Origin of the sequence: Streptomyces sp. 378 (assembly GCF_030124145.1) — a bacterium.
In the GTDB taxonomy this organism is placed as follows: Bacteria; Actinomycetota; Actinomycetes; order Streptomycetales; family Streptomycetaceae; genus Streptomyces.
On record NZ_JASKMS010000012.1, the window covers coordinates 35037 to 60438 of the forward strand.

The 25402-nt window shown below is 71.7% G+C and carries 17 protein-coding genes and 1 pseudogene; 4 read left to right on the plus strand and 14 right to left on the minus strand.

The features are described from left to right. Window positions 1-103 precede the first annotated feature (103 nt). The 10 genes from QNO09_RS18135 to hrcA all read right to left on the minus strand — a co-directional run bounded on the left by QNO09_RS18135 (window position 104) and on the right by hrcA (window position 10989). Window positions 104-1096, minus strand: coding sequence for an adenosine deaminase (locus QNO09_RS18135; RefSeq protein WP_283971244.1), 993 nt, complete (start codon window positions 1094-1096; stop codon window positions 104-106). 20 nt (window positions 1097-1116) lie between these two features. Further along, window positions 1117-2022, minus strand: a complete 906-nt coding sequence (locus tag QNO09_RS18140; protein ID WP_283971245.1) for a ribonuclease Z — start codon at window positions 2020-2022, stop codon at window positions 1117-1119. A 6-nt stretch (window positions 2023-2028) separates the two neighbouring features. Next, window positions 2029-2382 carry a histidine triad nucleotide-binding protein gene (locus tag QNO09_RS18145; RefSeq protein ID WP_283971246.1) on the minus strand — a complete coding sequence of 118 codons (354 nt, stop codon included), beginning with the start codon at window positions 2380-2382 and terminating at the stop codon, window positions 2029-2031. Window positions 2383-2504: 122 nt separating this feature from the next. Further along, a complete protein-coding gene (locus tag QNO09_RS18150) occupies window positions 2505-5699 on the minus strand; it encodes a S41 family peptidase (protein WP_283971247.1) in 3195 nt (1064 codons plus the stop codon). A 45-nt stretch (window positions 5700-5744) separates the two neighbouring features. Next, the gene (locus QNO09_RS18155) at window positions 5745-6290 is read right to left on the minus strand and encodes a hypothetical protein (RefSeq protein ID WP_283971248.1); all 546 of its coding nucleotides are present in this window, start codon (window positions 6288-6290) and stop codon (window positions 5745-5747) included. Window positions 6291-6339: 49 nt separating this feature from the next. After that, on the minus strand, window positions 6340-6732 hold the full coding sequence (locus tag QNO09_RS18160; protein WP_283971249.1) for a VOC family protein: 393 nt from the start codon (window positions 6730-6732) through the stop codon (window positions 6340-6342). Window positions 6733-6747: 15 nt separating this feature from the next. Then, window positions 6748-7488: a 16S rRNA (uracil(1498)-N(3))-methyltransferase gene (locus tag QNO09_RS18165; protein ID WP_283971250.1), complete on the minus strand. Its 741-nt coding sequence runs from the start codon at window positions 7486-7488 to the stop codon at window positions 6748-6750. Further along, window positions 7485-8558, minus strand: coding sequence for a nitronate monooxygenase (locus QNO09_RS18170; RefSeq protein WP_283971251.1), 1074 nt, complete (start codon window positions 8556-8558; stop codon window positions 7485-7487). The genes QNO09_RS18165 and QNO09_RS18170 overlap by 4 nt, the downstream gene beginning before the upstream one ends. Window positions 8559-8839: 281 nt before the next feature. Continuing rightward, window positions 8840-9973 (minus strand): molecular chaperone DnaJ, encoded by a 1134-nt coding sequence (gene dnaJ, locus QNO09_RS18175; protein ID WP_283971252.1) that lies wholly within the window; start codon window positions 9971-9973, stop codon window positions 8840-8842. After that, complete coding sequence (gene hrcA, locus QNO09_RS18180; protein ID WP_030836395.1) at window positions 9973-10989, minus strand: heat-inducible transcriptional repressor HrcA; 1017 nt, start codon at window positions 10987-10989, stop codon at window positions 9973-9975. Before hrcA ends, dnaJ begins: the two co-directional genes overlap by 1 nt. A gap of 170 nt (window positions 10990-11159) precedes the next feature. Here hrcA and QNO09_RS18185 point away from each other — a divergent pair, with 170 nt between their 5' ends. Both QNO09_RS18185 and QNO09_RS18190 read left to right on the plus strand, forming a co-directional pair. Continuing rightward, a complete protein-coding gene (locus QNO09_RS18185; RefSeq protein ID WP_283971253.1) occupies window positions 11160-11891 on the plus strand; it encodes an MBL fold metallo-hydrolase in 732 nt (243 codons plus the stop codon). Between the two features lie 31 nt (window positions 11892-11922). After that, complete coding sequence (locus QNO09_RS18190; protein ID WP_283971254.1) at window positions 11923-12726, plus strand: DUF3097 domain-containing protein; 804 nt, start codon at window positions 11923-11925, stop codon at window positions 12724-12726. Between the two features lie 148 nt (window positions 12727-12874). Here the strand turns inward: QNO09_RS18190 and hemW are convergent, their stop codons facing one another. Both hemW and QNO09_RS18200 read right to left on the minus strand, forming a co-directional pair. Further along, a complete protein-coding gene (hemW, locus tag QNO09_RS18195) occupies window positions 12875-14107 on the minus strand; it encodes a radical SAM family heme chaperone HemW (RefSeq protein ID WP_283971255.1) in 1233 nt (410 codons plus the stop codon). Window positions 14108-14134: 27 nt separating this feature from the next. Further along, entirely contained in the window at window positions 14135-16438 is a 2304-nt protein-coding gene (locus QNO09_RS18200) for a SpoIIE family protein phosphatase (RefSeq protein WP_502962312.1), read from the minus strand. 102 nt (window positions 16439-16540) lie between these two features. On the opposite strand from QNO09_RS18200, the gene QNO09_RS18205 reads away from it, so the two are divergent. Together QNO09_RS18205 and QNO09_RS18210 are read left to right on the plus strand one after the other, a co-directional pair. Next, entirely contained in the window at window positions 16541-20686 is a 4146-nt protein-coding gene (locus QNO09_RS18205; RefSeq protein WP_283971257.1) for a HAMP domain-containing protein, read from the plus strand. Next, a pseudogene (locus tag QNO09_RS18210) lies at window positions 20683-21151 on the plus strand (response regulator). The gene QNO09_RS18205 and the pseudogene QNO09_RS18210 overlap by 4 nt, the downstream one beginning before the upstream one ends. A gap of 11 nt (window positions 21152-21162) precedes the next feature. Here QNO09_RS18210 and QNO09_RS18215 read toward each other — a convergent pair. Then, the gene (locus QNO09_RS18215; RefSeq protein WP_283971258.1) at window positions 21163-23037 is read right to left on the minus strand and encodes an AMP-dependent synthetase/ligase; all 1875 of its coding nucleotides are present in this window, start codon (window positions 23035-23037) and stop codon (window positions 21163-21165) included. 273 nt (window positions 23038-23310) lie between these two features. Continuing rightward, a complete protein-coding gene (lepA, locus tag QNO09_RS18220) occupies window positions 23311-25179 on the minus strand; it encodes a translation elongation factor 4 (RefSeq protein ID WP_283971259.1) in 1869 nt (622 codons plus the stop codon). Window positions 25180-25402: the final 223 nt, after the last annotated feature.

The window sequence follows — 25402 nt, forward strand, 5'->3', positions numbered from 1 at the left end:
CGAGGCCCCTTCTGATGGATCTCCGCGGCGTCGCGACGCCCGGCACGCACTCTCGCCGCACCGAACGCCGCTCCTTCTCCCACTGAGATCCATCAGAAGGGGTCTAGCCGAAGGTGTAGGCCTCCACCTCGGCCAGATACCGCGCCCGCAGCTCCTCGTCGTCCTCCAGGAAGGAGGCGAGGAAGGAGTTGCGGGCGAGTTCCCGCAGCCGTTCCCCGGTGAGGCCGAGGGTGGCGCGCACGGCCTCGAAGTTGTCGCCGGCGTAGCCGCCGAAGTAGGCCGGGTCGTCGGAGTTGACCGTGCACATCAGGCCGGCGTCCAGCATGGCGGGCAGGGGGTGGTCGGCGAGGGTGTCGACGGTGCGCAGTCGCACGTTGGACAGCGGGCACAGCGTCAGCGGCACCCGGTCGCGCACCAGCCGCTCCACCAGCGCCGGGTCCTCCACGCAGCGCAGCCCGTGGTCGACCCGCTCCACCCCGAGGACGTCCAGCGCCTCGATGATGTACTCGGGCGGGCCCTCCTCACCGGCGTGGGCGACCCGGCGCAGGCCGAGCGCGGCGGCCCTCTCGTAGACCTCGCGGAACTTCACCGGCGGGTGCCCGACCTCGGCCGAGTCGAGACCGACCCCGGTGATCCGGTCCAGGTAGGGCTTGGCGGCGTCCAGCGTGGCCAGGGCCGACTCGGCGGACTCGTCGCGCAGGAAGCACAGGATCAGCCGGGTGGAGACGCCGTGGTTCGCCTCGCTGCTCCCCAGCGCCCGCCACAGTCCCTCGACGACCGTGCCGAGCTCCAGGCCGCGGCTGGTGTGGGCCTGCGGATCGAAGAAGATCTCCGCGTGCCGCACGCCCTGCGCCGCCGCCCGGGCGAGGTACTCGTTCGCCAGGTCCTCGAAGTCCCGCTCGGTGCGCAGGACGGCCATGAGCTCGTAGTACAGGTTCAGGAAGGACTGGAGGTCGTCGAACCGGTAGGCCTCGCGCAGCTCGTCCGTGTCGGCGTACGGCAGCGTGAGGCCGTTTCGGGTGGCGAGCTCGAAGGCGAGTTCCGGTTCCAGGGTGCCTTCGATGTGAAGGTGCAGTTCGGCTTTGGGGAGGGACATCAATTCATCGTACGGCCGTTTCACCGACGCTTCGGAACCGGTACCCGCAGGAGATCGTGGGCCACGGTCAGCTCGCCGTCGTACCCGGCGGCCCGCGCCTGCCGCTCGAACTCGTCGGAACCGGTGTACCGCTGGCTGAAGTGGGTCAGCACGAGGTGGCGCACACCGCCCTCCCGGGCCACCCGCGCGGCCTGACCGGCGGTCAGGTGCCCGTGCTCGACGGCGAGTTCCTCGTCCTCGTCGAGGAAGGTCGACTCGATGACGAGCATGTCGCAGTCCTCGGCGAGCGCGTACACGCCGTCGCACAGCCGGGTGTCCATGACGAACGCGAACCGCTGCCCGCGCCGCACCTCGCTGACGGCGTCGAGGCCGACCGCGCCGAGGGAGCCCTCGCGCTGGATGCGACCGACGTCCGGGCCCGCGATGCCGTGCGCGGCGAGCCGCTCGGGCAGCATGCGGCGACCGTCGGGCTCGACGAGCCGGTAGCCGTACGACTCCACCGGATGCGACAGCTTCCGGGCTTCCAGGGTGTAGCCGTCGGTGCGGGCGAGGGGTCCGTCGGCGTCGACCGGGGCCTCGGTGATGCCGACGGTCTCGCGGTAGGCCGTGGCGTAGCGGAGCCGGTCGAAGAAGCGCTGCCCGGAGCGGGGGTAGTGGGCGGTGATCGCGTGCGGGACCCGGTCGAGGTTGATGCGCTGGATCACACCGGCGAGGCCGAGGCAGTGGTCGCCGTGGAAGTGCGTGACGCAGATCCGGTTCAGGTCGTGGGCGGCGGCCCCGGCGCGCAGCATCTGGCGCTGCGTGCCCTCGCCCGGGTCGAACAGGATGCCCTCGCCGTCCCAGCGCAGCAGGTAGCCGTTGTGGTTGCGGTGCCGGGTCGGGACCTGGCTGGCGGTGCCGAGGACCACGAGTTCACGTACGGACAAGGCGGATTACCCCGGGGGCCAGTCGAGGCCGCGGCCGCCGAGCACGTGGCCGTGCACGTGCCAGACCGTCTGGCCGGCGCCGCTGCCCGTGTTGAAGACCAGACGGTGACTGTCGAGCTTCTCCTCCTCCGCGACGGCCTGGGCCTCGCGGAGCACGTCCGCGGTGAGGGCCGGATCGGCGGCGGCGAGGGCGGCGGCGTTCTCGTAGTGCGCCTTGGGGATGATCAGGACGTGCGTGGGGGCCTGGGGGTTGATGTCGCGGAACGCGACGGTGGTGTCCGTCTGGCGGACGATCGTCGCCGGGATGGTGCCTGCGACGATCTTGCAGAACAGGCAGTCTTCCTGGGGCTCCCCTGCCATTTTCCCTCCGGGGGTCGGCCGAACTCGGTCTTGCCGGGCATCGTATCGTCGTCGGGTGCGGGCCGTTTGTGGCCTGTCGCGCCCACGCGGCGGAGCCGCACATCGACACAGCCCCGCGCCCCTTAAAGGGTCGGCACGGCCGGGGGCGTTTTCGCCGGACTGGACTCCAGTGCCTCCAGTGCCAGCCGGATTGCTTCGTCCAGTTGGGTGTCCCTGCCTGCCGCGTGGTCCTGGGGGCGTTGGACGATCTCCACGTCCGGATCCACGCCGTGGTTCTCCACGCCCCACTCGTAGCCCTGCAGCCAGAAGGCGTACTTGGGCTGGGTCACGAGGGTGCCGTCGACCAGGCGGTAGCGGCTGTCGATGCCGATGACGCCGCCCCAGGTGCGGGTGCCGACGACCGGACCGAGACCGAGGGCCTTGACGGCCGCGTTGACGATGTCGCCGTCGGAGCCGGAGAACTCGTTGGCGACGGCCACGACGGGGCCGCGCGGGGCGTCCTCCGGATAGCTGTAGGCGCGCATGCCGCGCGGGACGGCCCAGCCGACGATGCGGCGGGCGAGCTTCTCCACGACCAGCTGGGAGGTGTGGCCGCCGCGGTTCTCGCGGACGTCGACGACCAGGCCCTCGCGGGCGACCTCGACCCGCAGGTCGCGGTGGATCTGGGCCCAGCCGGGGGCCTGCATGTCCGGGACGTGGAGATAGCCGAGGCGGCCGCCGGACTTCTCGTGGACGTAGGCGCGCCGGTCGGCGACCCAGGCGTGGTAGCGCAGGGGCTCCTCGTCGGCGACCGGGACGACGACGGCGTGCCGGGGATCGCCGCCGCCGGACGGGGAGATGGTCAGCTCCACCGGCTTGTCGGCCGTGCCGATCAGCAGCGGGCCGGGGCCGGCCACCGGGTCGACCGGCTGTCCCGCGACGGCGACGATCGCGTCCCCAGGGCGTACCGCGACGCCCGGCGCGGCCAGCGGGCTGCGGGCGTCCGGATCGGAGGTCTCGGAGGGCAGGATGCGGTCGACGCGCCAGCTGCCGTCCTCGTGACGGGAGAGGTCGGCGCCGAGCAGACCCTGGCGGGGGCCGCCGCCGCGTCCCCCGCGCGGGATGACGTAGGCGTGCGAGGTGCCCAGTTCGCCCTGGACCTCCCACAGCAGGTCGACCAGGTCGTCGTGGGTGGCGAGCCGCTCCACCACCGGGCGGTAGCGGTCGAGGACGCCGTCCCAGTCGACGCCGCTCATGTCGGGCCGCCAGAAGTGGTCCCGCATGATGCGGCCGTTCTCGTCGAACATCTGGCGCCACTCGGCCGCCGGGTCGACGATCTGGCGTACCCGGCTCAGGTCGACGGTGATGTTCGTGTCGCTGTCGTCGTCGTTGGAGGCGCGCCGGTCACTGGGAACGACCTTGAGCCGTCCGTCGGTCCACAGCAGCACCCGCTTGCCGTCGCCGCTCACCGTGAAGTGGTCGGCGTCGACGGCGAGATGCTCGACGCGCTGCTGGGCGAGGTCGTAACGCTCCAGTTCCGACTTGGGGTCGGGGCCGTCCGGGGTGGCCCGGGACGCGCCGAGGACACCGGAGACCGGGTGGCGCAGCCACAGGACACCGTCCTTGGCGGCGCGCAGGTTGGTGTAGCGGGCGGCCTCCACCGGGAAGGGCACGATGCGGTCGGCGAGGCCTTCGAGGTCGATGCGGGTGGTGGGGGTCCCCTCGCTGTCGGGTGTCTCCTCCCGGTCGGGCGTCTCGAAGGACCGGCCGTGCCGCTGCGGCCCGAAGGGGGACGGAGTGGTGGCCGCGAGGGTGATCAGATGCGGCCGGGCGCCCTCCACGAAGGCCAGGTCGAAGACGTGCTCGTCGTACACCGGGTCGAAGGAACGGGTCGACAGGAACGCGAGGTGCTTGCCGTCCATCGTGAACGCCGGCGCGTAGTCCTGGAAGCGCAGCGGGGTGGCCTCGGTGACCGACAGGTCGGTGGTGTTGGCGAGCTTCAGCTGGCTCAGGGGCCGCGGGCCGGGGTGGGACCAGGCCAGCCAGGACGAGTCGGGCGAGAAGACGGGCCCCGACACGTCACCGTCCTCGCTGCGGTCCACCTCGCGCACCTCGCCCGTCTCCCGCTCCACGAGCAACAGGCGGCCGTCGTGGCAGGCGACCGCGGCCCGGCTGCCGTCGGGCGCCATGGCGAGGTCCAGGACCCGGCCGAGCTGCCCGGCGGCGATCCGGCGGGGTGTCGCCCCGGGGGCGAGTCCGGTGGCGGGCGCGAACTCCAGGGCGTCGTCGCCCTCGGCGTCCGTCACCCACACCACCCACTCCTCGCCGTCCGCGCGGAACGTCCGCGGCAGCCGGGCCCGCACGCCGGGCGTCGCGGCCAGGGCGCGGGCCGGGCCGGAGCGGTGGGTGACCCAGTGCACGCAGCCGCGTACGGCGACCGCGCTGCCGCGCGCGGTGTGGTCCGGGCAGGCCGACCCGAACCAGCGGGAGGCGTTCACCGGGAACGGCTGCAGATCGGCGCGCTGTCCGCCCAGCCGCACCTCCAGCCGCCGCGGCTCGGCCCCCTCCAGGTCGTCCAGCACCCACAGTTCACCGGCGCTGGAGTAGACGACACGGGTGCCGTCGCTCGCGGCGTGCCGGGCGTAGAAGCCGTCGAGAGCCGTGTGCCGGCGCAGGTCGGATCCGTCGGCGAGGGAGGAGTAGAGCGCGCCGGTGCCCTCGTGGTCGGAGAGGAAGGCGATGCGGTCCCCGACCCACAGCGGGTACTCGATGTTGCCGTCGAGGTCCTCGTGCAGGCGCACGAACTCCCCGTCGTCCTGCCGGTCGATCCACAACTTGCCCGCGGTACCGCCCCGGTACCGCTTCCACCAGGCGGCCTCACGGCCCATCGGCGCGGACAGCAGGACCGTGTGCGGCCCGTGGGCGACATCGCCCACGGGCCCGTACGGCAGGACGGCGGCCGGGCCGCCGTCCAGCGGGACGGCACGGGCCCAGGTGCGGCGCAGACTCGCCTGGCCCTGGGTGCTGATGGCCAGGACCTCACCGTCCGGGGTCCAGCCGCGCACCTGCGTCTTCGCACTCCCCCAGTACGTCAGCCGCCGGGCGGGACCGCCGTCGACCGGGGCGACGAGCACCTCCGGGGCGCCGTCTCTCGTGGAGGTCCAGGCGACCGTGGTGCCGTCGGGCGAGATGCGGGGCTGGGTCACCGGCATGTTGTCGGCGCTGACCCGCCAGGCCCGGCCGCCGTCGAGCGGAGCGAGCCACACGTCGTCCTCGGCGGTGAAGGCGACCAGGTCACCGTGCACATGGGGGAACCGGAGGTAAGCAGGCGATGTCACCCGATCACCCTATGCAGGGACACCGCCGCGCGGACAGGGTTCGGATCACTTGCCCTCGACGGGGCGGCAGTCCGGGTACCGCTCGCACCAGATGGTCTGGGTGACGGTCACGGTGACGGTCGGCCCGGGTCCGCCGTTCGCGGGCCCGCCGACGGGCGACGGGCTGGTGGAGTCGCAGTCGCCGAGCCCGTCGACCTCGAACCACACCTTGCCGTCCACCTTGGCGGTGATGTCTCCGCGCACGCAGGCCCCGTTCACGGCGTGGGTGACCTTGCCGTCGACGGTGATCTCCTTGCCGTCGTTCGTCTCGCCCTCGCAGTCGACGGTCGCGACGGTCCGCTCACGCGCCGAGGGTGACGACTTCCCGCCGCTCTCCCCGTAGGAGGCGGTGCAGGTGAGCCAACGCACGCCCGCCTTCTGCCGGTTGAGTTCCTTGGTCACCGTCTCGTCGGTGGTGTACGCGACGGACGCCGAGCTGATGCTGCCCGGCTCGCAGGCCACAGCGCCGCCCACCGCCATCGCGGCGAACGTCGCCGCGACCGCCACTCGCCGACCGCGCGGCCCCAGCCGATTCCTCCTCGAAGCCCCCATGAAGGGGAGCCTGCCACCGACGGGGGCCGCGCGGTAGGGCGCAAAGGCGTCAGCCGCGCAGCAGCAGCCACTCCTGGAGCTCCACCAAGTTGCCCTCGGGGTCCTTGAGATGCGCCACCCGCATGCGGTCCGTCATGAGCACCGGGCCGTGCAGCACCGTGGCGCCGCGCATCGTGATCTCCTCGCAGTACGCGTCCAGCCCGTCCACCCGCAGCACGACCAGGGAGCGGTGACCGGCCGCCGTGTCGCCCAGTTCGTCGAGCACCTCGGCCATCACCGACCGGTCCTGCAACGCGATTCCCGCGGAGCCCACGGCGGGGCTGAACTTCTCGTACGGACCGTCCGCCGCGCCCGACTGCGGTTTGAGGCCGAGGACCTCGCCGTAGAAGCGGTAACAAGCGGAGAAGTCGGTCACGAGCAGACGAACCTGGGCGAGTTCCACGGTGCCTCCAAGCGGTCAGGACCAGCGTCCGGTGCGTGCCAGGAGTACGGCCGCGGCGGCCGTCCCGGCAGTCGATGTGCGCAGCACACTGCGTCCGAGGCGGTACGCCTGCGCCCCCGCCTCCTCGAACAGCGCCAGTTCCTCCGGCGCCACGCCCCCCTCGGGCCCCACGACCAGGACGATCTCGCCGGTGGCCGGCAGTGCGGCCGTGGCCAGCGGCGCGTCCCCGCTCTCGTGCAGCACGGCGGCGAAGTCCGCCCCGGCGAGCAGGGCGGCGACCTGCTTGGTCGTGGCCGCCTCCGCGACCTCGGGGAAGCGCACCCGGCGGGACTGCTTGCCGGCCTCCCGGGCCGTCGCCCGCCACTTGCCCAGCGCCTTGACCCCGCGCTCGCCCTTCCACTGCGTGATGCAGCGAGCCGCCGCCCAGGGCACGATCGCGTCGACGCCGGTCTCGGTCATCGTCTCGACGGCGAGCTCGCCCCGGTCGCCCTTGGGCAGCGCCTGGACGACGGTGACCCGAGGCTGCTCCTCGGGCTCCTCGGACACCGAGTCCAGCTGGACGATCAGCCGGTCCTTGCCTTCCGTGTCGAGCACGACACAGTCCGCCCAGCGGCCGGCCCCGTCCGTGAGCACGATGTCCTCACCGGCCCGCAGCCGCTTCACGGAGACGGCGTGCCGCCCCTCCGGCCCGTCGAGGACGTACCGGCCGCCGCCGCCCGCGTCGAAGTGCTCGACGACGAACACCGGCGCGGTCACAGCACGCCACCGCCCGTCGACGAGGCCCGGGCGGCGGCCAGTTCACCGGCCAGCACCTCGACCAGCTGCCCGGCGGGCAGCTCACGGGCCATCTTGTGCCCCTGCCCGGCCCACAGCGCCATGCCCTGCGCGTCGCCGGCCTTGGCGGCGGCCTTGCGCAGCGGCGAGGTGAGGTGGTGGATCTCGGGGTAGGCGGCGGGCGCGTACGGGCCGTGCTCACGCAGGAACCGGTTGACCAGGCCGCGTGCCGGACGCCCCGAGAACGCCCGGGTCAACTCCGTACGTACGAACAGGGGGTTGGTCAGCGCCTGCTTGTGCAGGGCGTTCGCGCCCGACTCGTGCGTGGCGAGGAAGGCGGTGCCCAGCTGGGCCGCGCTCGCGCCCGCCGCGAGGACCCCGGCGATCTGGCCGCCGCGCATGATGCCGCCCGCGGCGACGACCGGGATGCTCACGGCCTCGCGGACCTGGGCGATCAGCGACAGCAGCCCGATGCCGGACCCGTCCGTCTCGGGGATGTCCCGGTGGGTGCCCTGGTGGCCGCCCGCCTCGACGCCCTGGGCGATGACCGCGTCCGCGCCCGCCCGCTCCACCGCCCGGGCCTCGTCGGGAGTGGTCGCGGCGGCCAGGACGAAGGTCCCGACCCGGTGCAGGGTGTCGACGACCTCACGGCCGGGGACACCGAAGTGGAACGACACCACCGGCACGGGGTTGTCGCGCAGCACCACGAGCTTGGCCTCGAAGCCGTCGTCGCGTCCGCTGTCCGGATCGCCGAGCTCGGTCTCGTACCAGGTGGCCTCGCCGGCCAGCTGGTGGGCGTAGACGTCGAGGGCGCCGGGGTCGGCGTACTCCGGCTGCGGCATGAACACGTTGACGCCGAAGGGCCTGCCGGTGAGGCTCCGGAGCTGCTTGATCTCCTGGTACATCCCGTCGGCGGTCTTGTACCCGGCGGCGAGGAAACCGAGCCCTCCCGCTTCGCACACGGCGGCGGCGAGCTGCGGCACGGAGACGCCGCCCGCCATGGGGGCCTGCACGATCGGGAGGGGGAAGAGATCGGTCAGTGCGGAGGACATGACCGCATGTTGTCACGTCCTCCGAACAACCCCGAAACCGGCCTGCCGACTGGCATAGACCAGAAGCACGACCCGTTCCAGCGCCCGCTGCGGGCGTCCTTCGACCGCGAGAACAGCCCTTGCCGACCCTGCTGACCAGGCCCACCCGGGGGACGCCCCCGGACCCCGAGCACCCGCGTCAGCGCCCGTTGAAGGCGTCCTTCAACCGCGAGAACAACCCCTGCTGACCCGGCTGACCATGCCACCCGGGGGACAACCCCCGGACCCCCGGCAGCACCGCGTCAGCGCCCGTTGAAGGCGTCCTTCAACCGCGAGAACAACCCCTGCTGACCCGGCTGGAACTGGCCCGTGGGGCGCTCCTCGCCGCGGAGCTTGGAGAGCTCGCGCAGCAGGCGTTCCTGCTCGGGGTCGAGCTTGGTCGGGGTGGTGACCTCGACGTGGACGATGAGGTCGCCGCGTCCGCCGCCGCGCAGGTGGGTGATGCCCCGGCCGTGCAGCGGGATCGACTGGCCGGACTGGGTGCCCGGGCGGATGTCGACCTCTTCGAGGCCGTCGAGCGTCTCCAGCGGCACCTTCGTGCCGAGGGCCGCCGCCGTCATCGGGAGCGTCACCGTGCAGTGCAGGTCGTCACCGCGGCGCTGGAACTGCGCGTGGGGCAGTTCGTGGATCTCCACGTAGAGGTCACCGGCCGGACCACCGCCGGGGCCGACCTCGCCCTCGCCGGCGAGCTGGATGCGCGTGCCGTTGTCGACACCGGCCGGGATCTTGACCGTGAGCGTGCGGCGGGACCGGACGCGGCCGTCGCCCGCGCACTCGGGGCACGGCGTCGGGACGACCGTGCCGAAGCCCTGGCACTGCGGGCAGGGGCGCGAGGTCATGACCTGGCCCAGGAACGAACGGGTGACCTGCGAGACCTCACCTCGGCCGCGGCACATGTCACACGTCTGGGCGGAGGTGCCCGGGGCCGCGCCCTCACCGCTGCAGGTGTTGCAGACGACGGCCGTGTCGACCTGGATGTCCTTCGTCGTGCCGAAGGCGGCCTCGTCGAGCTCGACCTCGATACGGATCATGGCGTCCTGGCCGCGGCGGGTGCGCGAGCGCGGTCCGCGCTGCGACGCCGTGCCGAAGAACGCGTCCATGATGTCCGAGAAGTTCCCGAAGCCGCCGGCTCCGAAGCCGCCCGCGCCGCCGCCGGCCTGCGAGAGCGGGTCGCCGCCGAGGTCGTAGACCTGCTTCTTCTGCGGGTCCGACAGCACCTCGTAAGCGGCGTTGATCTCCTTGAACCGCTCCTGGGTCTTCGGATCGGGGTTGACGTCCGGGTGCAGCTCGCGGGCGAGCCGCCGGAAGGCCTTCTTGATCTCTTCCTGCGACGCGTCGCGGCGCACGCCGAGTACGGCGTAGTAGTCCGTGGCCACTACGACTCCGCCAGGATCTGTCCGACGTACCGTGCCACTGCGCGTACCGCTCCCATCGTTCCCGGGTAGTCCATGCGGGTCGGTCCGACCACGCCGAGCTTGGCGACTGCCTCGCCGCCCGAACCGTAGCCGACCGACACGACGGACGTGGAGTTGAGTCCTTCGTGGGCGTTCTCGTGACCGATCCGTACGGTCACGCCCGGATCCTGCGCCTCGCCGAGCAGCTTGAGGAGCACGACCTGCTCCTCCAGCGCCTCCAGCACCGGCCGGATCGTGAGGGGGAAGTCATGACCGAAGCGGGTCAGATTGGCGGTGCCGCCGATCATCAGCCGCTCCTCGTTCTCCTCGACGAGCGTCTCCAGGAGTGTGGAGAGCACCGTGGAGACCGTACCCCGGTCCTCGTGCTCGAAAGCCTCCGGGAGATCCTCCACCAGACTGGGCACATCCGCGAAACGGCGGTTCGCCACCCGGCTGTTGAGGCGCGCGCGCAGATCCGCGAGCGAGGCCTCGCCGAAGGGCGCCGGGCAGTCGACCACCCGCTGCTCGACCCGCCCGGTGTCCGTGATCAGCACGAGCATCACCCGCGCGGGTGCCAGGGAGAGCAACTCCACGTGCCGCACGGTCGAGCGGGTCAGCGACGGGTACTGCACCACGGCGACCTGGCGCGTGAGCTGCGCGAGCAGCCGTACCGTGCGCGCCACGACGTCGTCGAGGTCGACGGCGCCCTCGAGGAAGTTCTGGATCGCGCGCCGCTCGGGCGCGGTCATCGGCTTGACGCCGGCGAGCTTGTCGACGAACAGCCGGTAGCCCTTGTCGGTGGGGATGCGCCCGGCGCTGGTGTGCGGCTGGGCGATGTACCCCTCGTCCTCCAGGGCCGCCATGTCGTTGCGGACGGTGGCCGGGGAGACGCCGAGGCTGTGCCGCTCGGTGAGGGCCTTGGACCCCACCGGCTCCTCGGTGCCGACGTAGTCCTGGACGATGGCGCGCAGCACCTGAAGCCTGCGTTCACTGAGCATCGCGCACACCTCCAGATGTCTCCGTCTGCTGCCCTGCCGGTCCGGCCTGGCACTCTGCGCGTGCGAGTGCCAGCATTCCCCGGCCCAGTGTACGGCGGTGGGGTACACCCCCGGCAAGGCTGGTCGTGCGGCGCCGCGCCCCGGGCGGGGCGCACCGCTAGCGTCGCCGTATGACGGTGACTTGGGAAGACCTCGGGTGGGAGCGCGTGGCCGCCGGGGTGGGGCGGTGCCGGCTGCCGGTGTGGGACTGCACGGCGGGGCTGGTGGTCGGCGACGGCGCCGCCCTCGTGATCGACGCGGGATCGAGCCTCGCCGAGGGCGCGAAGGTGCGGGCACAGGCGCGGGCGGCCGCGGGTCACCGTGTGACGCATCTCGCGCTGACCCATCCCCACTTCGACCATGTCTTCGGCGCGGCGGCCTTCACGGACACCGAGGTGTTCGGCGCGGTGGGCGTGGACGCGGTGCTGACGCGGGTGCGGGACCGGGAGGACCTGCGCGCGGACGCCGTGCGCAACGGTCTGGCGGCGGACACGGCCGGGGAGGCGGCGGAGCGGCTGGCCCCGCCCGGCCATCTGGTCTCCGGCGAGTGGACCCTCGATCTGGGCGGCGGCCGGCAGGTGCTGCTGGCGAACGTCGGCCCCGGGCACACCGCGCACGACCTGGCGGTGCTGGTGCCGGGAGATCCGGAGGTGGTGTTCTGCGGCGACCTGGTCGAGGAGTCGGATGAGCCGCAGGCGGGCCCGGACGCGGTGCCGTCGCACTGGCCGGCCGCCCTGGACCGGCTGCTCGGCCTGGGCGGCGAGGACGCGCTGTACGTACCCGGTCACGGAGCGGTGGTGGACGCGGCGTTCGTGCGGGCGCAACGCGACGCGCTGGCGGCGCGTTTCGGCGTGTCGCGGTGATCGCCGTTCGCCTTCTCCTATCGTCATGCGAATGCGCCAGTACTCCGCCGATCTGACTCCACCGTGGAAGAAGCCCAAGCCGGTGCCCGAGGTCGCGGCGGAGCCGGGTCTGGTCGTGGAGGAGCCGGGGACCGGCTTCTGCGGTGCGGTGATCCGCTGCGAGGCGGGCACGGTGACGCTGGAGGACCGCTTCGGCAAGCACCGGGTGTTTCCCCTGGAGCCGCGCGGCTTCCTGCTGGAGGGCAGGGTGGTGACCCTCGTCCGCCCGGCCCCGGGCGGCCCCGCGCGTCCCGCCCGCACGGCCTCCGGGTCGGTCGCCGTCCCCGGCGCGCGCGCCCGCGTGGCCCGCGCCGGCCGCATCTACGTCGAGGGCCGCCACGACGCCGAGCTGGTCGAGAAGGTGTGGGGCGACGACCTGCGCATCGAGGGCGTGGTCGTGGAGTACCTGGAGGGCGTCGACGACCTCCCCTCGATCGTCTCCGAGTTCGCCCCCGGGCCGGACGCCCGCCTCGGCGTCCTGGTCGACCACCTGGTCCCGGGCTCGAAGGAGTGGCGCATCGCCCGGTCCGTCACCAGTGACCACGCGCTGGTCGTGGGCCACCCGTACATCGACGTCTGGGAGGCGGTGAAGCCGTCGTCCCTGGGCATCGGCGCCTGGCCCCGCGTCCCCCGCGGTCAGGACTGGAAGACGGGGGTGTGCAGGGCCCTGGGCTGGCCGGAGAACACGGGGGCGGCCTGGCAGCGGATCCTGTCGGGGGTGCACTCGTACAAGGACCTGGAGCCGGAGCTGCTGGGCAGGGTCGAGGAACTGATCGACTTCGTCACGGCCCCGTAGCCGCACTCGACTGCGGGCCATCGTGGCGCTGCGGCGGCCCAGGTGGGCGCTGGGGGCGACCCTGCCCGGAGCGCTCGGGGAGCTCGGGGAGGCACCCCGCTACGCCGGGCCGCGCACCCGCCCGGCCGCAGCACCGGTCCCGAGCACCTCAGTCCACGAGATCGCGCACCACCCCGTCCGCCAGCAACCGCCCGCGCAAGGTCAGCACAGCACGGCCCTGCGCATACAGCCCCTCCTGAAGCAGCCCTTCGGACAGGGCCCGCCGAGACGCCGCGAGCCCCTCCTCCCGCAGCAGCGACAACGGCACCCCGTCCCGCAGCCGGAGCTCCAGCAGAATCCGCTCGACCCGCCGGTCCTCCTGCGAGAGCACCTCACGCCCCGCCCCCGGCGACCTCCCCGACGCCAGCGCGGCCGCGTACGCCCCCGGATGCTTCACGTTCCACCACCGCACCCCGCCCACATGACTGTGCGCACCGGGCCCGGCACCCCACCAGTCGGCCCCGCGCCAGTACAGCTCGTTGTGCAGGCAGCGCCCGGCCTCGGAGGTCGCCCAGTTCGACACCTCGTACCACGCGAAGCCGGCGCCGGAGAGGACCTCGTCCGCGATCAGATACCGGTCGGCGTGGACGTCGTCGTCGGTCATCGGCACCTCGCCCCGGCGGATCCGGCGGGCCAGCTGCGTGCCCTCCTCGACGATCAGGGCGTACGCGCTGACATGGTCCGGTCCGGCGCCCAGCACCGCGTCCAGCGAGGCCCGCCAGTCGTCGTCGGACTCGCCTGGGGTGCCGTAGATCAGGTCGAGGTTGACGTGCTCGAACCCGGCCGCCCGGGCTTCCGCCACACACGCCTCGGGCCGCCCCGGCGTGTGCGTGCGGTCCAGCACCTTCAGCACGTGCTGCCGCGCGCTCTGCATCCCGAAGGAGATCCGGTTGAAGCCCCCCTCGCGCAGGGCGGCCAGATACGCGGGATCCACCGACTCCGGGTTCGCCTCGGTCGTGATCTCGGCGTCCTCCGCCAGCCCGAACTCGTCCCGGACGGCCTTCAGCATCCGGACCAGGTCACCGGCGTCCAGCAGCGTGGGCGTCCCCCCGCCCACGAACACCGTCCGCACCGGCCGCGGATCGTCGCCCAGCACCTTGCGCGCCAGCCGGATCTCGTCGGCCAGCGTCTCGGCGTAGTTGTCGCGGGAGGCCAGCACGCCGCCGGTGCCGCGCAGCTCGGTCGCGGTGTACGTGTTGAAGTCGCAGTAGCCGCAGCGGGTCGCGCAGTACGGGACGTGCAGGTAGAACCCGAGCGGACGATCGGCGGCCCCGGCGAGGGCGGAAGCGGGCAGCGCGCCGTCGTCGGGGACGGGCTCGCCGTCGGGGAGTGCGGAAGGCATGCCCTCCATTGTCCAGCACCCGGGCGGTCAGTCCGCCTGGAGCACCAGCAGCGCGAGATCGTCCGCCGGGGGCCGCGCCCCGAAGTCGTGCACCAGCCGCTTGATCCGCTCGGCTATCAGCTCCGCGTCCAGCCCGGCGCACCCGGCCAGCGCCGCCGCGAGACCGTCCCCGTCGTCGAACTGGCGGGAGCCCGAGCGGCGCTCGGTCACGCCGTCGGTGACGCACAGCAGCGTGTCGCCGGACCGCAGTTCGAAGGTCTCACTGGTGTAGGTGGCGTCCTCGACGACGCCGAGGAGGGTCTGCGGCGTCGCCGCCGTGTGGACCTCGCCGCCCGCCCCGAGCAGCAGGGGCAGCGGGTGCCCGGCGGAGGCGACGGTGCAGCGGACACCGCCGTCGAAGGGGACGAGTTCCCCGTACAGCAGGGACAGGAAGCGCGTCTGGGGACCGTCGCCGGGCGGGGTCGGCCGCGCGCCCGCGGCGACCAGCGCCCGGGCCGCCGCGTCGGCGGCCTCCGTGGCGTCGTCGAGCAGGAGCTGGTTGAGCCGGTCCAGGACGTCGGCGACCCGGTAGCCCTCGCGGGCCAGCAGCCGCAGCCAGGGCCGCGCCAGGCCGATCACGACGGCCGCCTCGGGCCCCTTGCCCTGGACGTCGCCGACGGCGAAGCACCAGCGGCCGTCACCGGCCGGGAACAGGTCGTAGAAGTCACCGCTCGGCCCGCCCTTGTCGCACGGCTCGTAGACCAGGGCGCTGCGCATGCCGGGGATCTCGGCCACGGCGCCCGGCAGCAGCCCGCGCTGGAGTACGGCGCTGATCGTGGCCTGACGGGCGTACTGGCGGGCGGCGCCGATGGCGAGGGCCACCCGGCGGCTGAGGTCCTCGACGAGGCCGGTGATCTCGTCGGGGAAGCCGGCCGCCCCGGACCGGCCGATGACGAGGGTGCCCAGCGGACGTCCCCCGGCGACCAGCCGGTACGCGAGGGCCGCGCCGGGCTCACCGGCGTCGTCACCGAGCGCCTCGGCGGGCCAGGGGTAGGCGACGGGCCCGGACCCGCCCTGCTCCCGACCGCGCTCGAAGGGGCCCGCCCCCATCGGGTCGAACGGTTGCGGCGGGTCCTTCTCCAGGGCGCGACGCAGCTCCTCGATGCGGTTCTCACTGCCGTGCCACACCCGGGCCAGGCGCGGGCCGCCCGCGCCGGCTCCGCCCCTCCAGCCGTCGCCGGTGGCCTCGTCCTCCAGCCACACCGCGCACCAGTCGGCCAGCCGGGGCACGATCAGCTGCCCGGCGAGGGCCGCGACCAGGTCCTCGTCGAGCTGCCCGGCGAGCAGGTCGGAGGCCTCGGCGAGGAAGGAGAGGGCGCCGCGGCCGAGCCAGGCGCCGTCGGGACCGTGGCGTCCGTGGCCGTTCTCGTGCCGGTCCCGCCAGTCCCGTAAGTCGTTCCAGTCACGCAGGTCACGGGACTCCCGCAGGGCGGGCCAGTCGCGTGCCTCCCCGCCCTCCCGCGAGTCCCAGGTCTCCCCTCCCCCGCGCGAGTCCCACAGTTCTCCCCCGGCACGCCAGGCCAGGACGGTCTCCCCCGCCTCGACGCCCTGGCGTGGTTCCGGCGCCAGGATCTCCGCCACCCGCAGGCCACGCGCCAGCGCCTGCTCCCCGGCGTACGCCTCGATCTGCTCGCCCGCCGCGCAGCCCGCGGCGGGCAGCCGCGCCCACACGGTCTTGCGCCCCGTGCGGTACGTGATCCCCCACGCCTCGCAGAGCGCGCCGACCAGCCGCAGGCCGCGCCCGTACTCGGGGGTGTCGTGCGGTGTCTCCGGCTCGCTGCCGCGCGGGGCGCGGGAGGGGTGGTGGTCGGAGACCTCGATGACGAGCGCGGCCGTGTCCGGGGTGCCGCCTTCGAGCCGGCACTCCATCTCGACGGCGGTGCCGGCGTGCACGACGGCGTTGGTGACGAGTTCGCTGACGACGAGCGCGGCGTCGTCGGCGAGGCGGTCGGGGAGGTGCCCGGCGCCGGGCAGGCCGAGCCCGGTCCACTCGGCGAGCGCCGCGCGCACCAGGGCGCGGGCGGCGCCCGGCGCGAGAGGGCTGCCGGGCAGGGTCGCGTGCGCCCGCGCGTGCTCCGGTGCGGGCGCCTCGGATGCGGACCCGGGCGTCGCATGGGCGGGCGCACGCGTATCGGAGGCGAGCGCCCCGGCGGGCGGTGTGACCACCTCCGCGGGCGGTGCGGGCTCCTCGGAAACGGGCCCCTCCTGGACGGGCACGGGCGTCTCCGCAGCGTGTGCAGGCGCCTCTGAGGCACGGGAAGCGGTCTCCCGTTGCGTCGGAATGGCCCCCATGGACAGCTCCCCGGGCAGTTCGTACGAATACGCCACAGTCGATGCCGACAGAGTGACAGACTGACCACGCCCATAAGCGCCGAGTTACCGAAGTGGGCCGCCATGAGTGAGAACAGTGCTACTCCTGTGGTCGAAGACCGGCACGAAGACGGTCAGATTCGTGCATCCGATCTGCGTCCTCTGCTCGCCGCCATGACAGCCGCGCGGGACGGCGACTTCGCCAAGGTGCCGGAAACCGGCCACGGGATGGTGGCCGAACTCACCGCGGTCTTCAACCAGATCATGGACCGCAGCATCCATTTCACCACCGAGACACGACGTGTCAGACGGGAGCTGGTGCGGCACGGCCGGCTCGACGAGCGCCTCTCGGCCAGCCCGGGCCAGGGCCTGTGGACCTCCCGCGTCGACGACGTGAACCAACTGCTCGACGCCCTGGTCGCCCCGGCGGCGAACGCCACGCGCGTACTGGACGCGGTGGCCGGCGGCGATCTGACCCAGCGGGTCGATCTGCACGACGGCACGCGGGAGTTACGCGGCGACCTGCGGCGCCTCGGCCGGGCCGTGAACAGGATGGTGGACCAGCTCTCCCTGTTCACCGGCGAGGTGACCCGGGTCGCCCGGGAGGTCGGCACCGAGGGCCGGCTCGGCGGCCGGGCCAAGGTGCAGGGCCTGTCGGGCAGTTGGCGGGACGTGACGGAGGCCGTCAACACGATGGCCGCCCGTCTGACGGCCCAGGTCCGGGACATCGCGGCGGTGACGACGGCGGTGGCCCGCGGCGATCTGACGCGCACGGTCACGGTGGAGGCGACCGGCGAGCTGCTGGAGCTGAAGCTGACCGTGAACACGATGGTCGACCAGCTCTCCGCCTTCGCCGACGAGGTGACGAGGGTCGCCCGGGAGGTCGGCACGGAGGGCCGGCTGGGCGGCCGGGCACAGGTCCGGGGCGTCTCCGGCGTCTGGAAGGACCTGACCGACAACGTCAACTTCATGGCGTCGAACCTGACCTCGCAGGTCCGCAACATCGCCCAGGTGACGACGGCCGTCGCCAACGGCGACCTGTCCCAGAAGATCACGGTCGACGCGCAGGGCGAGATCCTGGAGCTGAAGTCGACCATCAACACGATGGTGGACCAGCTCTCCGCGTTCGCCGACGAGGTCACCCGCGTCGCCCGCGAGGTCGGCACCGAGGGCAACCTCGGCGGCCGGGCTCAGGTCCGGGGCGTCTCGGGCGTCTGGAAGGACCTCACCGACAACGTCAACTTCATGGCCGACAACCTCACCTCCCAGGTCCGCAACATCGCCCTCGTCTCCACCGCCGTCGCCCAGGGCGACCTCGGCAAGAAGATCACGGTGGAGGCCAAGGGCGAGATCCTGGAGCTGAAGTCCACGATCAACACGATGGTCGACCAGCTCTCCGCGTTCGCCGACGAGGTCACCCGCGTCGCACGCGAGGTCGGCACCGAGGGCAACCTCGGCGGCCAGGCCCAGGTCCGGGGCGCCTCCGGCGTCTGGAAGGACCTCACCGACAACGTCAACTTCATGGCGCTGAACCTGACCTCGCAGGTCCGCAACATCGCCCAGGTGACGACGGCCGTCGCCAACGGCGATCTGTCGAAGAAGATCACGGTCGACGCGCGCGGGGAGATCCTGGAGCTGAAGGACACCGTCAACACGATGGTGGAGCAGTTGCGCGCCTTCGCCGACGAGGTGACCCGGGTGGCCCGCGAGGTCGGCACCGACGGCCGGCTCGGCGGCCGGGCCCAGGTCCTGGGTGTCTCCGGCGTCTGGCGGGACCTGACGGACAACGTCAACTCCATGGCCGACAATCTCACCTCCCAGGTGCGCAACATCGCCCAGGTGGCGACGGCCGTGGCGCAGGGCGACCTGTCCCGGAAGATCGACGTGGACGCGCGCGGCGAGATCCTGGAGCTGAAGACCACCATCAACACCATGGTCGACACGCTGTCCTCGTTCTCCTCGGAGGTCACCCGCGTGGCCCGCGAGGTCGGCAGCGAGGGCCGGCTCGGCGGCCAGGCCCGGGTCGAGGGCGTGTACGGCACCTGGAAGCGCCTGACGACGAAAGTCAACGAACTCGCCTCCAACCTCACCACCCAGGTCCGGGCGATCGCCGAGGTCGCCTCCGCCGTGGCCCAGGGCGACATGTCCCGCTCGATCACGGTGGAGACGCAGGGCGAGGTCGCGGAGCTGAAGGACAACATCAACCTGATGGTGGCCAACCTCCGCGAGACGACCCGCGCGAAGGACTGGCTGGAGTCCAACCTGGCCCGGCTCGCCGCCCTGATGCAGGGCCACCGGGACCTGATGGAGGTCGCCGACCTGATACTCCGCGAGCTGACCCCGCTGGTGAACGCCCAGTACGGCGCGTTCTACCTGGCCGACCCGGACGAGGACGGCGCGGCCGTGCGCACCACCGCGCCGATCAAGGGCCTGGCCTTCATCGCCGGCTACGGCGCCGCCCAGGACACGACCGTCGAGACCGGCGGCCTGCCGGTGCACGGTCTGGTCGCGCAGGCGGCCCGGGAGAAGAAGCGGATCCTGGTCGAGGACGCCCCGCCCGACTACATCAAGATCAACAGCGGGCTGGGCGAGGCGGCTCCGACCACGATCGTCATCATCCCGATCCTCTTCGAGGACAAGCTCCTCGGTGTCATCGAACTCGCCTCGTTCTCGCGCTTCTCCGATGTGCACCTGGCGTTCTTCGACCAGTTCGTCAACACGATCGGCGTCGCCATCAACACCATCATCGCCAACTCCCGGACGGAGTCCCTGCTCGGCGAGTCCCAACGCCTCGCCACGCAGCTCCAGGAGCGTTCGGACGAACTTCAGAAGCAGCAGGGCGAACTCCAGCGTTCCAACGCCGAACTGGAGGAGAAGGCCGCCCTGCTGGCCACGTCCTCGCAGTACAAGTCGGAGTTCCTGGCGAACATGTCGCACGAGCTGCGCACGCCGCTGAACTCCCTGCTGATCCTGGCCCGGCTGCTCTCCGACAACCCGGACGGCCATCTCACCGACCAGGAGGTGCAGTTCGCGGCGACGATCCACCGCTCGGGCTCGGACCTCCTGCAGCTGATCAACGACATCCTGGACCTGTCGAAGATCGAGGCCGGCCGGATGGACGTACGCCCCAAACGGCTGCCGCTGATCAAGCTGCTCGACTACGTGCACGCGACGTTCCGCCCCCTCACGATCGACCGCGGGCTCGCCTTCGAGCTGGCGGTGGGTGAGGACGTACCGCGTGAGATGTACTCGGACGAACAGCGGCTCCAGCAGATCCTGCGCAACCTGCTGTCCAACGCGATCAAGTTCACCGCGAACGGCAAGGTCGAGCTGCGGGTGGAGCGGGTGCAGGACGCCGAGCACCGACGGGGGTCCCCCCGGTCGAGGGAAGCCGAGAGGGGCGGAGCAGCCGGGCGTGAGGGAGTCCGGGACACCGACGACGTCGTCGCGTTCGCCGTCTCCGACACCGGCATCGGCATCGCGCAGGAGAAACTCCCGGTGATCTTCGAGGCGTTCCAGCAGGCCGACGGCACCACCAACCGCAAGTACGGCGGGACCGGCCTCGGTCTGTCCATCAGCCGGGAGATCGCGGGCCTGCTCGGCGGCCGGATCGTCGCCGAGAGCGAACCCGGCAAGGGCTCCACGTTCACCCTCTACGTCCCCGTCGTCTGCCCGGGTCACCCGGCTCCCGTGCCGCTGCCCGAGGAGCGCCCCGACCTGCCCCTGCCGCTCCGGTCGGACGCCGGGCCCCTCCCCGTGGCGCACGACACGGACGACGCGTGGCCCACGCCGACCAAGCTGGAGGCGTGGACGTCCGGCAGGCCGGGCCGGATCCTGGCCGGGCGGCGGGTGCTGATCGTGGACGACGACATCCGCAACGTCTTCGCCCTCACCCATGTCCTGGGCCGGGTCGGCGTGACCGTGCTGTACGCGGAGAACGGCCGCGAGGGCATCGAGACACTGGAGCGCAGCCCGGACGTCGAACTGGTCCTGATGGACATCATGATGCCGGAGATGGACGGTTACGAGACCATCTCCGCGATCCGCCGCACACCCCGCTGGGCAGATCTTCCGATCGTGGCGCTGACCGCCAAGGCGATGCCCGGCGACCGGGAGAAGTCCATCGCCCGCGGCGCCAACGACTACGTGCCCAAGCCGGTGGACGTCGACGGCCTGCTGACGGTCGTGTGCGCACTGCTAAACCCCGAGGGCGCGGAAGAAGAGGCATGAGCGGCACGGCCCCTCACCCCGGACGCGCCGGAATCCTCCTCGTCGACGACATGGAGGACAACCTGACGGCTCTGGAGGCCGTCCTGGCCTGCCTCAACGAGCCGCTGGTACGGGCCCGTTCGCGAGGAGGCGATGAAGGCCCTGCTGCGGCAGCCGATCGCCCTGGTCCTGCTCGACATCCGCATGCCCGGCATGGACGGCTTCGAGACGGCCGCCCACATCAGACGCCTCGACCAGACCCGGAACGTGCCGATCATCTTCCTCACCGGCGCGGACGACGACGCGGGCTACGCCTTCCGCGGCTACGCGACCGGCGCCGCCGACTACGTGACCAAGCCCTTCGCCCCGTGGGTCCTCAGGGCCAAGGTCAGCGTCTTCCTGGACCTCTACCGCACAGGCCGGGAGGTGGAACGCCTCAGGGCGGAGATCCAGGAGCTGCGGCGCCGGGTCGGTCCGGAGGCCTGAGCGGCCCCCTCCTACCGCTCGCGAGAGCCGTCGTACATCTCCTCGATCAGATGCTTGTACTCCCGCTCCACCACCGGCCGCTTCAGCTTCAGGCTCGGCGTGATCTCACCGTGCTCCACGTCGAGGTCCCGGGGCAGGAGCCGGAACTTCTTGATGGTCTGCCACCGCTGAAGCCCCTCGTTGAGCTGCTTCACATACCCGTCGACCATCTCGACGGTCACCGGCGCGGCGACGATCTCCGCGTACGACTTCCCCGCGAGCCCGTTTTCCTTGGCCCACTCGGTGATCGAGAGCTCGTCCAGCGCGATGAGCGCCGTGCAGTAGTTCCGGTCGGCCCCGTGCACCAGGATGTTGGACACGTACGGGCACACCGCCTTGAACTGTCCCTCGACCTCCGCCGGGGCGATGTACTTGCCGCCCGAGGTCTTGATGAGGTCCTTCTTGCGGTCGGTGATCCGCAGGTACCCGTCGGGCGACAGCTCCCCGATGTCCCCGGTGTGGAACCAGCCGTCCGGCTCCAGCACCTCGGCGGTCTTCTCGGGCAGCTTGTGGTAGCCCTCCATGATGCCCGGGCCGCGCAGCAGGATCTCCCCGTCGTCGGCGATCCGCACCTCCGTGCCGGGCAGCGGCTTGCCGACGGTGCCGGTGCGGTAGGCCTCGCCCGGGTTCACGAAGGACGCCGCCGAGGACTCGGTCAGTCCGTAGCCCTCCAGGATGTGGATGCCGGCACCCGCGAAGAAGTAGCCGATCTCCGGCGACAGCGCGGCGGAACCGGAGACGCAGGCCCGCAGGTTCCCGCCGAAGGCGTCACGGATCTTGGTGAACACCAGCGCGTCGGCCACCTTGTGCTTCGCGCCCAGCCCGAACGGCACGGACGCGGTCCCGGTCCGGCGGAAGTTGTCCTGGGAGACCTTGGCGTACTCGCGGGCCACCTCGGCCGCCCACTGGAAGATCTTGTACTTGGCGCCGCCGGCGGCGCGGGCCTTCGCGGCCACGCCGTTGTAGACCTTCTCGAAGATGCGCGGTACGGCCGCCATGTACGTCGGCTGCACCACCGGCAGGTTCTCGATGATCTTGTCGACCCGGCCGTCCACGGCGGTGACGTGCCCGACCTCGATCTGCCCGGAGGTGAGCACCTTGCCGAAGACGTGCGCGAGGGGCAGCCACAGGTACTGCACGTCCTCGGTGCTGACCAGCCCGGTCGCGGCGATCGCCTTCGCCATGTACGACCAGTTGTCGTGCGGCAGGCGCACACCCTTGGGGCGGCCCGTGGTGCCGGAGGTGTAGATGAGCGTGGCCAGCTGGTCCTTGGTGAGCGCGCCGACCCGGTCCTTGACCAGGTCCGGGTCCTTCTCCAGCCGGGCCGCGCCGCGCTTCTCCAGCTCGTCCAGGGTGAGGATCCAGTCGGCGGTCTCGACACCGGCCGGGTCCACGACCACGACATGCGTCAGCTCGGGCAGCTCGGCGCGCTTCTCCTTCGCCTTGGCCAGTTGCTCGGCGTTCTCCGCGATCAGCACCCGGCTCTCGGAGTCCGACAGGATGTACGCGGACTCGTCGGCGTTGGTCTGCGGGTACACCGTGGTCGTGGCGGCGCCGGCGCACATGATGCCGAGGTCGGCCAGGATCCACTCGATCCGGGTGCTGGAGGCGAGGGCGACGCGCTGCTCGGGCTGCACGCCGAGCTCGATGAGCCCCGCCGCGATGGCGTAGACCCGCACGGCGGCCTGCCCCCAGCTCAGCGATTTCCACTCGTCGGGCCCCTGGCCCGCCGGTGACGGGACCGGATACCGATAGGCCTCGGCGTCCGGCGTGGCCGCCACGCGCTCCAGGAAGAGGCCCGCCACGGAGGGCGGACGGTTCTCGATCAGGGTCTGTGTGTCGCTCACGACATCCTCCGGGGCCCGCGACGGTGCGGCTGGCTCAGGTGCGGCTGGTGGGCACTCACGAGGCGTCACGTGGTGCGGTGCGCACCCCGTTGTTTAACTCGCGAGTAACTATCGAGCAGGGATCAGAGTAAAGGGCGACCGGCCCCGGCGTAAGGGTCCGCGGCCTGTCACTTCGTACAGAGAGCTACCCCATGGACGCGCGAGGGCCCGCCGCACTTCGCACGGCGAGCCCCTGTTCAACCCGGATTGCGGTGTAACCCACGGTATCCGCGACTACTTCTTGCCCTTGCCCGACCCCGCGCTGTCATCACTCGACAGGACGGCGATGAAGGCCTCCTGCGGAACCTCTACGGAACCGACCATCTTCATCCGCTTCTTGCCCTCCTTCTGCTTCTCCAGCAGCTTCCGCTTACGGGAGATGTCACCGCCGTAGCACTTGGCGAGGACGTCCTTGCGGATGGCACGGATGGTTTCGCGGGCGATGACCCGGGAGCCGATGGCCGCCTGGACCGGCACCTCGAAGGCCTGCCGCGGGATGAGCTCCTTGAGCTTGGCGACGAGCCGCACGCCGTACGCGTACGCCTGGTCCTTGTGGGTGATCGCCGAGAAGGCGTCGACCTTGTCGCCGTGCAGCAGGATGTCGACCTTGACCAGGCTGGAGGTCTGCTCGCCGGTGGGCTCGTAGTCGAGCGAGGCGTAGCCGCGGGTCTTGGACTTCAGCTGGTCGAAGAAGTCGAAGACGATCTCGGCGAGCGGGAGGGTGTAGCGGATCTCGACCCGGTCCTCGGAGAGGTAGTCCATGCCGAGCAGGACACCACGCCGGGTCTGGCACAGCTCCATGATCGAGCCGATGAACTCGCTGGGCGCCAGGATGGTGGCCCGCACGACCGGCTCGTAGACCTCCGAGATCTTGCCCTCGGGGAACTCGCTGGGGTTGGTGACGGTGTGCTCGCCGCCGTCCTCCATCAGGACGCGGTAGACCACGTTCGGCGCGGTGGCGATCAGGTCGAGGCCGAACTCGCGCTCCAGCCGCTCGCGGATCACGTCCAGGTGCAGGAGCCCGAGGAAACCGACGCGGAAACCGAAGCCGAGGGCCGCGGAGGTCTCCGGCTCGTACACCAGCGCGGCGTCGTTGAGCTGGAGCTTGTCCAGGGCCTCGCGCAGCTCCGGGTAGTCGGAGCCGTCCAGCGGATACAGGCCCGAGAAGACCATGGGCTTGGGGTCCTTGTAGCCGCCGAGCGCCTCCTCGGCCCCCTTGGACTGGCTGGTGACGGTGTCACCGACCTTGGACTGGCGCACGTCCTTCACACCGGTGATGAGGTAACCCACCTCGCCGACGCCGAGCCCGTCCGCGGCGAGCATCTCGGGCGAGTTCGTCCCGATCTCCAGCAGCTCGTGGGTGGCGTTGGTGGACATCATCCGGATGCGCTCGCGCCTGTTGAGCTGCCCGTCGATGACGCGGACGTACGTCACGACACCGCGGTAGGAGTCGTAGACCGAGTCGAAGATCATGGCGCGGGCGGGGGCGTCCTTGACGCCGACCGGGGCCGGGACCTCGGCGACGACCTTGTCGAGCAGCGCCTCGACGCCCAGACCGGTCTTGGCGGAGACCTTCAGCACGTCGTCGGGGTCGCAGCCGATGAGGTTGGCGAGCTCCTCGGAGAACTTCTCCGGCTGGGCGGCCGGCAGGTCGATCTTGTTCAGCACAGGGATGATCTTGAGGTCGTTCTCCATCGCCAGGTACAGGTTGGCGAGGGTCTGGGCCTCGATGCCCTGGGCCGCGTCGACGAGGAGCACGGTGCCCTCGCAGGCCGCGAGCGACCGCGAGACCTCGTAGGTGAAGTCGACGTGCCCGGGAGTGTCGATCATGTTGAGGATGTGCGTGTTGCTCTTGTCATGGGTCGGAGCCCAGGGCAGACGCACCGCCTGTGACTTGATCGTGATGCCGCGCTCGCGCTCGATGTCCATGCGGTCGAGGTACTGGGCGCGCATCTGCCGGTGCTCGACCACTCCGGTCAGCTGGAGCATCCGGTCGGCGAGCGTGGACTTGCCGTGGTCGATGTGCGCGATGATGCAGAAGTTGCGGATCAGAGCCGGGTCGGTACGGCTCGGCTCGGGCACGTGGCTGGGGATCGCGGGCACGCAGGGTCCTGATTCTTGAGGCGTCCGCAGTGTCTGCGGTCTCGGGTCGGATCGATACGTAGCCTCCATCGTCCCACGGGTGGCGACCACGGACGGGTTTGGGCCGTGGATGGGGCCACTGGTAGCCTGGGTGGCTGTGCCTCATGCCCTCTCGCACGAGGCACGACCTCAAGAAATCACCCGGTGCGGTCGTCGTGCGGTATCCGTGCGGTCTCGTGCCAGA